This is a genomic window from Cedecea sp. AS113, assembly GCF_037152415.1.
Classification (GTDB): Bacteria; Pseudomonadota; Gammaproteobacteria; order Enterobacterales; family Enterobacteriaceae; genus Cedecea.
Window position 1 is genome coordinate 95,892 of record NZ_JBBCMI010000011.1, and the last position, 14,299, is coordinate 110,190.

Here is a 14,299-nt window from a genome sequence, read left to right on the forward strand (position 1 = left end):
TCTAAAGATGTTAAAAAAGGCGGCCTTGCTGGTCGCCTTTCTTGTTTCTGCCATGTAACATTGCCTGTCAAAATTGCCTGAGAATTCCTTCTTCTACCAGAATCTGGCACGCGATGAATAAAACCCGTCAGCAAGAACTTAGCCTCTGGCTAAAACAGCAAAGTCTTATCTCTCGCCGTTGGCTCGGCTTGTCACGTCTGCTCGGTTTGGTCAGTGGTTTACTGATTGTGGCCCAGGCCTGGCTGCTCGCCCGCATTCTCCAGCACATGATCATGGAAAATATTCCGCGTGAAGCACTGCTCATGCCGTTTATTTTGCTGGTTCTGGTATTTGTGCTGCGCGCGTGGATCGTGTGGCTGCGCGAAAAGGTCGGATTCCACGCCGGGTTGCACATTCGCCAGGAAATTCGCCGCCAGGTACTCGACAGATTACATCAGGCAGGCCCAGCCTGGATTCAGGGCAAACCAGTGGGGAGCTGGGCTACGCTGGTTCTTGAACAAATAGAAGACATGCACGACTACTACGCGCGCTACCTGCCGCAGATGTCGCTGGCGGTCATGGTGCCTTTGCTGATTATTATTGCCATTTTCCCGATCAACTGGGCAGCCGCACTCATTTTGCTGGGCACCGCGCCGCTTATCCCTATTTTCATGGCGCTGGTAGGCATGGGCGCAGCCGATGCGAACCGCCGTAATTTCCAGGCGCTGGCAAGGCTCAGCGGACACTTCCTCGATCGTCTTCGCGGGATGGAAACACTTCGTGTATTTAACCGTGGCGCGGCGGAAACTGAAAATATTCGCGCGGCAAGCCAGGACTTTCGTCAGCGCACCATGGAAGTGCTGCGTATGGCCTTTCTTTCTTCCGGCGTGCTGGAGTTTTTCGCCTCGTTATCTATCGCCGTGGTGGCCGTCTATTTCGGCTTCTCTTACCTTGGCGAGCTGAATTTCGGCCATTATGGCGCTGGAGTCACTTTATTCGCTGGCTTCCTGGCGCTCATTCTTGCCCCTGAATTCTTCCAGCCGCTGCGTGATATGGGCACCTTCTATCACGCCAGGGCTCAGGCCGTAGGCGCGGCAGAGACCCTGAAGACCTTCCTCGACGCACCGCTGCAACACCCTGAGCAGGGAACCGTGCAGCTTTCGGGCAACGGAACTTTCACTCTTGAAGCCCGAGAGATGACAATTCTGTCCGCAGAGGGGAAAGTGCTGGCCGGGCCGCTGAACTTTATGCTTCCCGCCGGGCAACGCGTGGCGCTGGTAGGCCAAAGCGGTGCGGGCAAAAGCTCCCTGCTGAATGTCCTGTCCGGCTTCCTGCCCTATCAGGGGCAGTTGCTGGTCAATGGCGTCGAGCTGGCACAGCTTTCACCTGAATGGTGGCGCACACAGCTTAGTTGGGTGGGGCAAAATCCGCAGCTACCGGCGGCTACATTGCGTGACAATGTACTTTTGGGGATGCCGGAAGCAGACGAAGTTCGTTTACAGACCGCTCTGGATAAAGCCTCGGTGACTGAGTTTCTGTCGCAGCTGCCAGAAGGCATTGATACCCCAATCGGCGATCAGTCTACCCGCTTATCCGTGGGTCAGGCACAGCGAGTAGCAGTAGCCAGAGCGTTACTCTCCCCTTGCGGTGTTTTATTGCTGGATGAGCCTGCCGCGAGCCTGGATGCCCACAGCGAACAGCGTGTAATGGAAGCGCTCACGGAAGCGTCCCAGAAACAAACCACACTGATGGTGACTCACCAACTGGACTACATCAGCACTTGGGATCAAATCTGGGTGATGCGTAACGGGCAGATTGTTCAGCAGGGAAATTTCGAACAACTTTCCTCTGAAGAAGGCCCCTTTGCTGTATTACTGGCAAGCCGCCAGGAGGAGATCTAATGCGCGCATTGCTGCCTTATCTGGCGCTTTATCGCCGCCACAAATGGTTACTGTCTTTAGGCGTTGTTCTGGCGATTATCACGCTGCTTGCCAGCATTGGTCTGTTAACGCTCTCCGGCTGGTTCCTTTCTGCCTCGGCCGTAGTGGGCGTTGCCGGGCTCTACAGCTTTAACTACATGCTGCCTGCCGCAGGCGTTCGCGGGGCGGCGATCACCCGCACAGCGGGTCGCTATTTTGAGCGTCTGGTCAGCCACGATGCTACCTTCCGCGTCCTGCAGCATTTACGCGTGTCAACCTTTAGCAAGCTGCTGCCCCTCTCCCCTGCCGGGCTGGCGCGCTTTCGCCAGGGAGAATTGCTCAATCGCGTGGTGGCAGACGTCGATACGCTCGATCACCTTTATTTGCGGGTTATCTCCCCGCTCGTCGGCGCTTTTGTCGTTATCCTGGTGGTGACTTTTGGCCTGAGTTTCCTTGATGTTTCCCTTGCCTTAACGCTTGGCGGAATTTTACTCGCGACCCTGCTCCTTCTGCCGCCGCTGTTCTACCGCGCCGGGCAGCCAACCGGGGAAGCGCTAACCGTTCAACGCGGTAACTATCGCCAGCAGCTCACCTCCTGGCTTCAAAGCCACGCGGAATTAACCATTTTCGGCGCAGCAAACCGCGCGCGCGAACAGTTAGATGCCACGGAAAACAGCTGGCAGGAAGCGCAACGTCGCCAGGCCGGGTTAACTGCCCTGTCGCAGGCTATCATGCTGCTTATCAGTGGTATTGCCGTACTGACGATGCTGTGGATGGCATCCGCAGGCGTAGGCGAAAGCCAATCTCCCGGCGCGCTGATTGCCCTGTTCGTCTTTTGTGCCCTGGCGGCATTTGAAGCGATGGCCCCGGTTACCGGCGCCTTTCAGCATCTTGGCCAGGTCATTGCCTCAGCGCTGCGCGTGACGCAAATCACCAGCCAGACACCTGAAGTTATTTTTCCTGAAGCAACGCAGCCCGAGCAACGGCGGGCAACTCTGGACATTCGTGAGCTGAGTTTTACTTATCCAGGCCAGAGTCAGTCTGCACTGAAAGACATTTCACTGTCTGTCAGCGCCGGGCAGAGAATAGCGATCCTCGGTAAAACCGGCTGCGGTAAATCCACTTTACTGCAATTACTGACCCGCGCATGGGATGCTCAGCAGGGCGAAATTCAACTTAACGGCATCGCCCTTAGCGCTTTTGATGAAGTCACTCTGCGCAAAGCAACGAGCGTTGTCCCTCAGCGCGTACACCTGTTTAGCGCCACGCTTCGCGATAACCTTTTACTGGCATCTCCAGAGGCCAGCGATACCCAACTCAGCACCGCTCTGACTCAGGTAGGACTTGAAAAACTGCTTGAAGACGGCGGGCTTAATAGCTGGCTTGGCGAAGGTGGTCGTCAGCTTTCCGGCGGGGAGCTTCGTCGCCTTGCGATTGCCAGAGCAATATTGCATAACGCCCCTCTAATGCTGCTGGATGAACCTACCGAAGGCCTGGATGCAGAAACAGAGCGCCAAATCCTTGATTTGTTGGCTGAAGTCACCAGAGATAAAACGGTGCTGATGGTCACTCACCGCCTGCGCGGTTTGAACGCTTTTGACAGCATAATTGTGATGGACAACGGGCAAATAATTGAGCAAGGTAATCACGCTGAATTAATGGCGTCCGGCGGACGTTATTATCAATTTCGCCAGCGCCTGTAGGCGTTCTGAATAGACTATTATCAATTTATTATTGCTCTATTGCTCTGGAGTATTGGTCGTCATGCGCCTGGTACAGCTGTCTCGTGACTCGATAGCCTTTCCTTCGCCGGAAGGGGCGTTGCGTGAACCTAATGGGTTACTGGCGCTTGGCGGCGACCTGACCCCCGCACGCCTGCTGATGGCCTATCAGCGAGGCATTTTTCCGTGGTTTTCTCCCGGCGATCCTATTTTGTGGTGGTCGCCCGATCCCCGCGCCATTCTTTACCCGGAACAGTTTCACCTTAGCCGCAGCATGAAGCGCTTTCATCGCACTTCGCCTTACACCGTGACGCTCAACCACGCTTTTGAGCGCGTACTCTACGGCTGCGCCAGCGACCGAAATGAAGGCACCTGGATCACCGCAGACATTGTAGAAGCTTATTTGCGGCTGCATGAATTAGGCCATGCCCACTCCATTGAAGTATGGGAAGGAAAAGAGCTGGTAGGCGGCATGTACGGCGTGGCGCAGGGGGCATTATTTTGCGGCGAATCTATGTTTAGCCGCCGGGTGAATGCCTCCAAAACGGCGCTGCTGGTTTTCTGTCAGCACTTTATTCGCCACGGCGGCAAATTGATCGACTGCCAGGTGTTAAATGAGCACACGGCTTCGCTGGGCGTGATTGAAACTCCCCGTCGGGAGTATCTGCAGGCATTAGCGGAACTTCGCCTCCAGCACTTGGGCTCTCATTGCTGGGTTCCGCAGATGCTGAGCAATAATGTTTAACAACACATTTTATGTGAGGGTGTTATAATTAGCGCCGCTAAGTGGCTTTTGCCTGCTACCCCGCCGTTGTCTGGGATTTATTGTTTAAGGGAATACCCTCTCATTTATCTCCTTGCGTTCTTCGTCGCAGACGTTGCCATGCGGCAAGCTGCTAAGCGGCGGGTAATAAGCAAAATGCACTTTCACTGGTGATTTCACCAACAATTCTTTACATGATAAGCGAACTTCGGCATTATCTTGCCGGTTCAAACTACGGTAGTGATACCCCAGAGGATTAGATGGCCAAAGAAGACAATATTGAAATGCAGGGTACCGTACTTGATACGTTACCTAACACCATGTTCCGCGTTGAGCTGGAAAACGGGCACGTGGTTACCGCTCATATCTCCGGTAAAATGCGCAAAAACTACATCCGCATTCTGACGGGCGACAAAGTCACCGTTGAGCTGACCCCGTACGACCTGAGCAAAGGCCGCATTGTCTTCCGTAGCCGTTGATAGTTTTTATTCCGCGGCCTGAGATGGGCGGCGTTGAGAGTTCGTTGTAATAGAAAGGCCGGGCAATGCCCGGCCTTTTTTACATCCTCAGCCAGCGCTAGTGCGCGGCCTCCGGCTTGTGCTTCTGCGCACTCGCAAAGTTGAAGGTCAACTGCTGCTGGTCTTTATCCAGCGCAACTGTGACCTGCCCACCGTCAACAAGGGTGCCGAACAGCAGTTCGTTGGCTAGCGGTTTTTTCAGGTTGTCCTGGATAACACGCGCCATTGGGCGAGCGCCCATCGCGCGGTCATAGCCCTTATCTGCCAACCAGTCACGCGCTTCCTGACTGACTTCCAGCGAAACGCCTTTCTGATCCAGCTGCACCTGAAGCTCGACAATAAACTTATCCACCACCTGATGAATCACCTCGGTAGAGAGGTGGTTGAACCAGATAATGTTGTCGAGACGGTTACGGAACTCCGGCGTAAAGATCTTTTTGATCTCTTCCATTGCATCGGTGCTGTTGTCCTGGCGGATAAGCCCGATAGATTTACGTTCGGTTTCCCGCACCCCGGCGTTGGTGGTCATCACCAGAATCACGTTGCGGAAGTCCGCCTTGCGTCCGTTGTTATCGGTCAGCGTACCGTTGTCCATTACCTGCAGAAGCAGGTTAAAGACATCCGGGTGCGCTTTTTCGATTTCATCGAGCAGCAGAACCGCATGCGGATGCTTAATCACCGCATCCGTCAGCAGCCCGCCCTGATCGAAACCAACATAGCCTGGAGGGGCACCAATCAGGCGGCTCACGGTATGGCGTTCCATATACTCGGACATATCAAAGCGCAGCAGCTCAATGCCCAGCGACTTCGCCAGCTGCACGGTAACTTCCGTCTTACCAACCCCGGTAGGGCCAGCAAATAAGAACGAACCGACAGGTTTATGATCCTGACCCAAACCGGCACGACTCATCTTGATCGCTTCGGTCAGCGCTTCAATCGCTTTATCCTGGCCAAACACCAGCATTTTCAGGCGATCGCCCAGGCTTTTCAGCGTATCGCGATCGCTCGCGGAAACACTTTTTTCCGGGATGCGCGCAATGCGAGCGACCACGGTTTCGATGTCCGCCACGTTAACGGTTTTCTTACGCTTGCTGACCGGCATCAGGCGGCTGCGTGCACCCGCCTCATCAATGACGTCGATAGCCTTATCCGGCAGATGCCTGTCATTGATGTATTTCACCGCCAGCTCAACCGCCGCGCGAATCGCCTTCGCGGTATAGCGAACGTCGTGGTGCGCTTCGTATTTCGGTTTCAGCCCGTTGATGATCTGCACCGTTTCTTCAACGCTTGGCTCAGTAATATCAATCTTCTGGAAGCGGCGCGCCAGGGCACGATCTTTTTCGAAGATGTTGCTGAACTCCTGATAAGTCGTTGAGCCAATCACCCGAATTTTACCGCCGGAGAGCAGCGGTTTAATCAGGTTAGCGGCGTCGACCTGGCCACCGGAAGCGGCACCCGCACCAATAATGGTGTGGATTTCATCGATAAACAAGATGCTGTTTTGATCCTGCTCGAGCTGTTTCAGCAGCGCTTTAAAACGTTTTTCAAAATCGCCACGGTATTTGGTACCGGCCAGCAGAGAACCGATATCCAACGAGTAGATGGTGCAGTCGGCCATCACTTCCGGCACATCGCCCTGCACAATTCGCCACGCCAGCCCTTCGGCAATAGCCGTTTTACCCACGCCAGATTCACCGACCAGCAGCGGGTTATTTTTACGGCGACGGCACAGAACCTGGATAGCACGCTCCAGCTCTTTATCGCGGCCAATCAGCGGATCGATCCCGCCCACGCGCGCAAGCTGATTAAGATTGGTGGTGAAGTTTTCCATACGTTCCTCCCCGCCTGCTTGCTCTTCGTTGACCGGATTTTCAGAACCCGATGACTGATTCGGTTCGTCTTTGCGCGTGCCGTGAGAGATAAAGTTCACCACGTCGAGGCGGCTTACTTCATGTTTGCGCAGCAGGTAGGCTGCCTGGGATTCCTGTTCGCTGAAAATGGCAACCAGCACGTTGGCGCCGGTCACTTCACTGCGCCCGGAGGACTGCACGTGAAACACCGCTCGCTGCAGCACACGCTGGAAGCTTAGCGTCGGCTGCGTGTCGCGCTCTTCAACGTTGGGTGGCAGGACCGGCGTAGTTTGTTCGATGAAGGCTTCGAGCTCCTGCCGCAGCGCCACCATATCCACAGAACACGCTTCCAGCGCTTCGCGGGCAGATGGGTTACTGAGCAATGCCAGTAACAGATGCTCGACGGTCATAAACTCATGTCGGTGCTCGCGCGCTCTGGCGAAAGCCATGTTTAAACTGAGTTCCAGTTCTTGATTGAGCATAGGCACCTCCCCAAATTATCGGCCTTGTCAGGCCTTTTCTAGCGTACACAGCAACGGATACTCGTTCTCCCTTGCATACTGGTTCACTAACGCCACTTTGGTTTCCGCTACTTCTGCAGTAAAGATGCCACAGATAGCTTTACCCTGATAGTGAACCGTGAGCATCAACTGCGTGGCACGTTCAACATCATAAGAAAAGAACTTTTGCAGTACGTCAATAACAAATTCCATTGGCGTGTAGTCATCGTTCATCAGTATAACTTTATACATGGAGGGCGGTTTTAGCGTTTCGCGCAGTTTATCCGCCGCCATTTGGTCAAAGTCCAACCAGTCGTTCGTCTTACCCATTGCGATTTATCATCGTTTGTTGAAGCCCAACATACTGTCAGGCAAGGCCTTATATTGAGTGTAATACGCTTTTCGCAAACGTATGACAACGTATTCGATCCCGTAACGAATCTCCGTAAGCGAGCTACATCACATTAATAGCAATAGCGTTAACTGCTTCAAATTTTTGACTCATTGTTGCCTTACCTGCCCCGCCAGACGCTTGACGCAGTGTATAAAATATCTACATTGTAGCGGGGTGAGTTGGCGAGGTTTTGAACAGCCCGCCCTTACCCACCGGTTGATTCCATCTCACTATTAAGAGTTACGAAGGATGTCGAAGCATGGAGACGGGTACTGTTAAATGGTTCAATAACGCCAAAGGGTTCGGTTTCATCTGCCCGGAAGGCGGCGGCGAAGACATCTTCGCTCACTACTCCACCATTCAAATGGACGGGTACAGAACGTTAAAAGCCGGACAGCTTGTCAGGTTTGATGTGCATCAGGGACCTAAAGGCAACCATGCCAGCCTGATCGTTCCCCACGAGGCGGAAGCGGTCGCGTAGTTCCCCATTAATTGTGTACATCCCGCAAATAAAATGCCAGCCCATAAGGCTGGCATTTTTATGACCAACCGCCGGGATTACTCACGAGCTAGTGCATCGATGGGGTTCAGGCGCGCCGCGTTTCTGGCCGGCAACCAGCCAAAGAGCACCCCCGTGGCCGTGGAGCAGCCAAACGCGGTCAGCAGCGCCACCGGCGAGAAACCTATCTGCCAGCCCGGCAGCACCAACTGCAGCGTGAACGCGATAACCAGCGACAGCGATATCCCCAGCGCGCCACCGACCAGGCAAACCAGCACCGCCTCAATTAAAAACTGCTGCAGTACATCGCTGGCTCGGGCGCCCACCGCCATACGGATACCGATCTCTTTGGTACGTTCAGTGACCGACACCAGCATAATATTCATGACCCCAATCCCCCCAACCAACAGCGAAATAACCGCTACCAGCGTCAGGAACATCTGAAGAGTACGTGTGGTCTTTTCCGCCGTTTTCAACAGCCCGTCCATGTTATAAGTGAAAAAGTCTTTCTTGCCATGACGCAGCGACAGCAGGCGATTAAGCTGCTGCTCGGCTTCGTGGCTGTCGTACCCTTCTTTAACACGTACGGTTATTGAGTTGAGCCAGCTTTGCCCCATCACGCGCCCGGCCATCGTGTTATAAGGCAGCCAGACGCGCAGCACTTTACTGCTGCCGAACATCGACTGTTTCTCTTCCGCCACGCCAATCACCGTGGCCGGCATATTCCCCACCAGCACAACTTCCCCGACAACATCACTTTTGTTCGGGAAAAGCTGCCTTTTGCTATTGGCGTCCAGCACCACAACTTGCGCACGGCCCTTCATCTGCTCGTCGTTAAAGCTTGCGCCCTGGCTCATAGTCATACCGTAAACATCAAAATAGTCGCCGCTGACGCCATTGACGCTGGCCGCCGCATCCACGTTGCCGTAGCGAAGGCGTAAATTGCTGGAAATAGAAGGCGTGGCCGAACTTACCCAAGGCTGCTGGCCGATAGCCAGCAAATCATCATATTTTAATGCCTGCTGGAACTGCGGATTGTCATCACCAAAATCTTTACCGGGGTAGACATCGATCGTATTGGTGCCGATGGAGCGAATATCCTCCAGCACCATCTGCTTGGCGGCATCGCCCACCACGACAATGGAGACCACTGAGGCAATACCAATAATAATGCCAAGCATGGTCAGCAGCGTGCGCATCTTGTTCGCAGCCATCGCCAGCCAGGCCATGCCGAGCGCCTCGCGGAAACTGCTGATGACCTGCTGTATCGACGAACCGCTTCGCAGCGTTTGATTTTCAACCATGCGCGCCGCAGGCTGATGAACCGGCGGAGGATTACTGATAATTTCTCCGTCGCGAATTTCAATAATACGCTGAGCCTGCGCCGCCACGGCCGGATCGTGAGTCACAATAATCACCGTATGCCCGCGCTCGCGCAGTTGCTTCAGCGTGGCCATCACTTCTTCGCCGGAATGACTGTCCAGCGCACCCGTGGGTTCATCCGCCAGAATCACCTGCCCGCCGTTCATTAACGCACGGGCGATACTGACGCGCTGCTGCTGCCCGCCCGAAAGTTGTGACGGCAGATATTCCACCCGCTCCTTTAGCCCCAAACGCCCAAGCAACTCATGCGCCCGCTGCTGACGCTGGGCTCTCGTTGTCCCGGCGTACACCGCTGGGACTTCAACATTTTGCGAAGCATTCAGATGAGAAAGCAGGTGATAACGCTGGAAGATAAAACCGAAATGCTCGCGACGCAGCGTCGCCAGCGCATCGTTATCCAGCCCCGACACATCCACGCCCGCGACCTTATAACTGCCGCTGCTGGGTTTATCCAGGCAACCGAGGATGTTCATTAGCGTCGATTTACCGGAACCGGACGCACCGACAATCGCCACCATTTCCCCGGCTTCAATCGTCAGGCTGATGCCCTTCAGGACCTCAACCTGCTCTTCACCAGAAGGATAGCTGCGGCGAATGTCCTTTAATTCAAGCAGCGCCGTCATTTGCTACTCCCGGCATTGGCGCGACCAGTCACCACCTCTTCGCCTTCTTCCAGCCCATTAACGACCTGAACCTGGGTGTCGTTTCGCATCCCGATAGTTATTTCACGGGTTTTGGTTTCACCGTTGCGCAACACCGTGATGTTATAGCGATTATCACCGATCGGTTCGCCCAGCGCGGCCAGCGGAATCGTCAGTACATCTTTTACGCTGCCGAGTTGAATATGCACCTGAGCGGTCATATCCAGGCGCAGAATGCCCTTCGGATTCGGCACCTCAAAACGCGCATTATAGAAAATGGCCTCATTGACTTTGTCTGGCGTCGGCAGGATATCTTTCAGCACGCCTTCATAGCGCGTCATCGGGTCGCCAAGTACCGTAAACCAGGCTTTCAGGCCCGGTTTGAGATGAATAACATCGGCTTCAGAGACCTGCGCTTTCACCAGCACCGTGCTTAAATCCGCCAGCGTCAGAATATTTGGCGCCTGCTGCGCCGCAATCACGGTTTGCCCCTGCAGCGTCGTTATCTGCGTCACTTCCCCCGCCATTGGCGCGACGATACGGGTGAACTCGAGGTTAGTTTTCGCGGTGCTCAAAGAAGCCTGATTGCGCTTAATTTGGGCGTCAATGGTGCCAATCTGAGCCTGTTTTACCGCCAAATCGGTTGCCGCTTTATCAAGATCCTGGCGGGACACCGCCTGAGTTTTTGCCAGCGTCTGCTGGCGGGAAAGTGTCACCGCGGCAAGCTTACTTTCAGCTTCGGACTGCATACGCTGGGCACGCAGCTCCATCAGCGTGGCCTCAACCTCTTTGACCTGGTTTTCTGCCTGTTCGGGATCGATAACCCCCAAAAGCTGATCTTTTTTTACTTTATCGCCGATGCTAACTGACAGCGTTTTTAACTGCCCGCTCACCTGCGCCCCGACGTCAACTTTGCGCACGGCATCGAGCTTTCCGGTGGCCAGAACGCTTTGCTGAAGCGAAGCCTTACGCACGATCATCGTTTGATATTGTGGGGCTGGCACATGCAAAAACTGCCAAAGCCAGAGGAAAAATATCACCACCAGCAGCGCGTAAAGCCAATAACGTTTTTTAAATTTTCCCTTAATTTTCATATAAATCCTGAAATAGCTAGCGCATGATTAAACGGTTCTTAAACAAACTGCACAATGTGAAGATATGTAACAGTTATTGAACGTCGGTTGACATCCGGCGTGCTGAAATAGTGCCATCTTTCCCGAATATCAGGTTGTTATTATGTCCCAGATCGCTGCCGCGCATGTTACCGAAGCACTGCCTCAAACAGGCTGGAAACTCTTCCTTTCCCTCGCGACGGGGGAATGGCAGCCGGGAGCATCCTGGGGCAAGAAGGCTTACCGCCGCAAGTTTATTTTACGCTCACTGGCGATGCCTTTGCACACCGTCAGCCTGATGAACAACCTCGCAAGCCAGCCTCATCTTGCCAGCATGCTGAACGCTCAGCCTGGTCTGCCTTGCCGCCTGCATCGCCCTTACCTTGCGCTGCCGCTAAAACGCAAGCATACGCGGGATACTATCGCTTACCACTACCAGAAAATTGCCGAGAAAATGCCGAAAAAAATGCTTAACGGGCATTTCTCTGCAGAAGGTTACCGCCTGGCCACGCTGGTGGGTAAAAACAACGAGCTGATGTTTATCGATCTCACCTCTCACGATATTGAAGGTAAAGAAGGCGAAGCCTTCCTGAACTTCTGTAATGAAGAGGGCGTTCCCCTGGCGCGTATGACCTTTACTCTCAACCAGTTTGAAGGCAAGAACACCTTCTTTATTGGCTGCCTGCAGGGAGCCAAAACCTGGGTGCCTCATGAAGCCATTCAGGCTGCCACAAAGGCTTGCCACGGGCTGTTCCCGAAACGCATGCTGCTTGAGGTTGCCTGTGAACTGGCGAAGCTTCTCGACGCAGAGCGCATTCTGGCCGTCGGCAACGGGACGCATATTTACCGTTCATGGCGCTACGAGAAGAAGAAAAAAGACAGTCTACATGCGGACTATGACAGTTTCTGGCAGTCTATGAGCGGTGAACCTCGCGCCGACGGCCTGTTTGCCCTGCCATCCAGCGTGGAACGCAAACCGCTGGAAGACATTGCCAGCAAAAAACGTGCAGAATATCGCCGCCGTTATGAATTGCTCGACGGCATGATGAACAGCATCAACGGTCATTTCTAGATCTGCATTTCCAGCCGGGCGCTAATCCGCCCGGCCACGCGCCAGCCAAAGCACCCGAGAAAACATTTTACGAAACAGCGGCGGAACCGCATCCACGCCGCGACGCCCCGCCTCCAGAGCCACTTCGATAGCTAAATCCGGCTTTGACGAACGATGAATAGCTTTCGTAATAATCCTGCGCAAATTCATCGGCACATTTTCGGGCAACTGAGCCACGCGATGAAACACATCCGAAAATCCCTGCCGATACATAAAGTGTTCCATATCCAGCGCAGGCAGCGCTGTAAGATGATCGCGCTCCTGATCCCGGTCATTGTCCAGCAAGCCGCGTACGGTTGCCGCATATTTTTTACCGGCATCATCCCCGTCCACCAGCACATGCCATTCAATGCCCATCCGGCGAGCGAACTTAATCAGCGGGCGCAGGCCAGATTGTGCAAACTCGATGACCTTCACGCCTTCGGCATCAAAATGGTGCCCACACTGGCGCGCCAGTTCGTTCATCACCCACACTTCGGTCTCGCCTTCCACCAGCAACCAACAGCGGGCAAAGAGTGACGACGCGCGATTAAAACGAATGTGGAAAGCAATTCTCCGGCTCTCTTCCGCGTTCATACCGCCCGGTCCAAGCCGCCACGCGGCCACTCGGGAGGATTCACGCACCAGCCGGCAAACCTGTTCTACCGGCGTCAGAGAGAGCAACTCGCCGGAATTGGTCGTGGTAATTTTTTGCAGCGGCAACAGATTCAGCAGGTGCCAGGCGACAGACAGCATAATCGGATGCAGCCGGGTTTCAGGATCTTCCACCAGCAGCAGCGGGCGAGCGTCCCTGTCGAGCGCAATGCTGCCCTTCGCCTGTAGCAACGTGGAAAACATGCCCAGCAGGATCATGCGGTGCGAACGGCTGCCTGGCTTGTCGATCATCCGGTTGATCACATCCAGATAGCGCCAGCTGCGCTGCTCATCATGAGAACGCCGCCGCATCAGGCGCTGGTGCGCTATCGCGCCCTGCTCAGAGAAATAGTGTTCAAGCAGCTGTACCATGGCCGACAGCCCTTGCCGCAGCTGCGCATCGGTGAGGTTTTGCGGCCTTGATACCAGCTCTCGCGCCAGGAAATCCAGCTGGCGCGCGGTCAGCTCCGTTTCCGGCATTTCGGGCATGCTTCCGTTGCGCAGCCGCCGCATGAATCGGGCATCTCTGAGGCGCAGCACCGGGTTCAGCCGCGTGATATTCATCGCCATGTCGTCAATTTCGTCCAGCGCCAGCGGCTGGCCGTGGGCATTGAGAAAGCTTCTCAGCGTTAAAACCGTCCCTTCATCCCCAAGCTCTCCTTCCAGACGGTAATAAATACGATGGAAGCCGTCGTTCCCCGCCACCCAAACCGGGGAAAGGTTACGATACCGCCGCCCTAAATGGTGGCCAGGCGCCGCCTCGCGGAAGGTCAGGATGATTTGCAGGTGACTTTCACGGCCATGCAGCTCGCCGGGGGGAAAATAGAAATCTTCGCGAACAAAATGGTACAGCTCCCGGTGCGGGGAAAGTAGCAAAGTCAGCGCATCTAACAGGCTGGATTTACCCCAGGCATTTTCGCCAATCAGCACGTTGTTTTGCTCAAGCATTAACGACAAACGGTTAATACCGCGAAAACCAACCATCTCAACTCGCTCGAGAAACATACCGCCTCCTGTGCATCCGCTTTCATCCAGCGTCCTTTTCGAGTATAGCGGCAACCCGGAAGGCAATGTAACCACACAATGTCAAAGCGTTACGCGATAAACGCACGCCGCCTTTACCATAATCAATTCGTGCTGAGGCGTATTTTTTTATTATCCGGAATATTCTTACTTCATTCAAAGATAACCTATACTTCTGCTACCTCTCCTCAGAAAAGGAATAACACCTCATTGCCCTAAATCAAAAAACTAGAATTTATTGTACTGGTGGCGA

Annotated in this window: 11 protein-coding genes; 6 read left to right on the plus strand and 5 right to left on the minus strand. The window is 54.3% G+C overall.

Translation table 11 applies throughout. The annotated features are described in order from the left end of the window. Positions 1-113: 113 nt before the first annotated feature. The 4 genes from cydD to infA all read left to right on the plus strand — a co-directional run bounded on the left by cydD (position 114) and on the right by infA (position 4,861). Entirely contained in the window at positions 114-1,880 is a 1,767-nt protein-coding gene (cydD, locus tag WFN87_RS14535) for a heme ABC transporter permease/ATP-binding protein CydD (RefSeq protein ID WP_336983282.1), read from the plus strand. Further along, positions 1,880-3,601, plus strand: coding sequence for a heme ABC transporter ATP-binding protein/permease CydC (gene cydC / locus WFN87_RS14540; RefSeq protein WP_336983283.1), 1,722 nt, complete (start codon positions 1,880-1,882; stop codon positions 3,599-3,601). Before cydD ends, cydC begins: the two co-directional genes overlap by 1 nt. A gap of 61 nt (positions 3,602-3,662) precedes the next feature. Next, positions 3,663-4,364: a leucyl/phenylalanyl-tRNA--protein transferase gene (aat, locus tag WFN87_RS14545; protein WP_336983284.1), complete on the plus strand. Its 702-nt coding sequence runs from the start codon at positions 3,663-3,665 to the stop codon at positions 4,362-4,364. Between the two features lie 278 nt (positions 4,365-4,642). Then, positions 4,643-4,861, plus strand: coding sequence for a translation initiation factor IF-1 (gene infA, locus WFN87_RS14550; protein WP_002211347.1), 219 nt, complete (start codon positions 4,643-4,645; stop codon positions 4,859-4,861). A 97-nt stretch (positions 4,862-4,958) separates the two neighbouring features. Here the strand turns inward: infA and clpA are convergent, their stop codons facing one another. Both clpA and clpS read right to left on the minus strand, forming a co-directional pair. After that, on the minus strand, positions 4,959-7,232 hold the full coding sequence (gene clpA, locus WFN87_RS14555) for an ATP-dependent Clp protease ATP-binding subunit ClpA (RefSeq protein WP_008461105.1): 2,274 nt from the start codon (positions 7,230-7,232) through the stop codon (positions 4,959-4,961). 27 nt (positions 7,233-7,259) lie between these two features. Continuing rightward, entirely contained in the window at positions 7,260-7,580 is a 321-nt protein-coding gene (gene clpS / locus WFN87_RS14560; RefSeq protein WP_008461103.1) for an ATP-dependent Clp protease adapter ClpS, read from the minus strand. Positions 7,581-7,903: 323 nt separating this feature from the next. On the opposite strand from clpS, the gene cspD reads away from it, so the two are divergent. Continuing rightward, positions 7,904-8,125 carry a cold shock-like protein CspD gene (gene cspD / locus WFN87_RS14565; RefSeq protein ID WP_008461102.1) on the plus strand — a complete coding sequence of 74 codons (222 nt, stop codon included), beginning with the start codon at positions 7,904-7,906 and terminating at the stop codon, positions 8,123-8,125. A 77-nt stretch (positions 8,126-8,202) separates the two neighbouring features. Here the strand turns inward: cspD and macB are convergent, their stop codons facing one another. Both macB and macA read right to left on the minus strand, forming a co-directional pair. Continuing rightward, positions 8,203-10,149, minus strand: a complete 1,947-nt coding sequence (gene macB, locus WFN87_RS14570; protein WP_166875463.1) for a macrolide ABC transporter ATP-binding protein/permease MacB — start codon at positions 10,147-10,149, stop codon at positions 8,203-8,205. Next, on the minus strand, positions 10,146-11,261 hold the full coding sequence (macA, locus tag WFN87_RS14575; RefSeq protein WP_008461100.1) for a macrolide transporter subunit MacA: 1,116 nt from the start codon (positions 11,259-11,261) through the stop codon (positions 10,146-10,148). Before macA ends, macB begins: the two co-directional genes overlap by 4 nt. A gap of 142 nt (positions 11,262-11,403) precedes the next feature. Here macA and WFN87_RS14580 point away from each other — a divergent pair, with 142 nt between their 5' ends. After that, positions 11,404-12,351 (plus strand): DUF535 family protein, encoded by a 948-nt coding sequence (locus tag WFN87_RS14580; protein ID WP_166995474.1) that lies wholly within the window; start codon positions 11,404-11,406, stop codon positions 12,349-12,351. Positions 12,352-12,372: 21 nt separating this feature from the next. On the opposite strand, the gene WFN87_RS14585 is transcribed toward WFN87_RS14580, so the two are convergent. Next, positions 12,373-14,028: an ATP-dependent endonuclease gene (locus WFN87_RS14585; RefSeq protein ID WP_008461098.1), complete on the minus strand. Its 1,656-nt coding sequence runs from the start codon at positions 14,026-14,028 to the stop codon at positions 12,373-12,375. Between the last annotated feature and the right edge of the window lie 271 nt (positions 14,029-14,299).

What these genes read in the sequence shown, in the direction of transcription:
- WFN87_RS14580 (WP_166995474.1), top strand. Translation starts at nt 11,404, where the DNA reads ATGTCCCAGATCGCTGCCGCGCATGTTACCGAAGCACTGCCTCAAACA.
- clpS (WP_008461103.1), bottom strand. Translation starts at nt 7,580, where the DNA reads ATGGGTAAGACGAACGACTGGTTGGACTTTGACCAAATGGCGGCGGAT.
- macA (WP_008461100.1), bottom strand. Translation starts at nt 11,261, where the DNA reads ATGAAAATTAAGGGAAAATTTAAAAAACGTTATTGGCTTTACGCGCTG.
- WFN87_RS14585 (WP_008461098.1), bottom strand. Translation starts at nt 14,028, where the DNA reads ATGTTTCTCGAGCGAGTTGAGATGGTTGGTTTTCGCGGTATTAACCGT.
- cydC (WP_336983283.1), top strand. Translation starts at nt 1,880, where the DNA reads ATGCGCGCATTGCTGCCTTATCTGGCGCTTTATCGCCGCCACAAATGG.
- cydD (WP_336983282.1), top strand. Translation starts at nt 114, where the DNA reads ATGAATAAAACCCGTCAGCAAGAACTTAGCCTCTGGCTAAAACAGCAA.
- aat (WP_336983284.1), top strand. Translation starts at nt 3,663, where the DNA reads ATGCGCCTGGTACAGCTGTCTCGTGACTCGATAGCCTTTCCTTCGCCG.
- cspD (WP_008461102.1), top strand. Translation starts at nt 7,904, where the DNA reads ATGGAGACGGGTACTGTTAAATGGTTCAATAACGCCAAAGGGTTCGGT.
- clpA (WP_008461105.1), bottom strand. Translation starts at nt 7,232, where the DNA reads ATGCTCAATCAAGAACTGGAACTCAGTTTAAACATGGCTTTCGCCAGA.
- infA (WP_002211347.1), top strand. Translation starts at nt 4,643, where the DNA reads ATGGCCAAAGAAGACAATATTGAAATGCAGGGTACCGTACTTGATACG.
- macB (WP_166875463.1), bottom strand. Translation starts at nt 10,149, where the DNA reads ATGACGGCGCTGCTTGAATTAAAGGACATTCGCCGCAGCTATCCTTCT.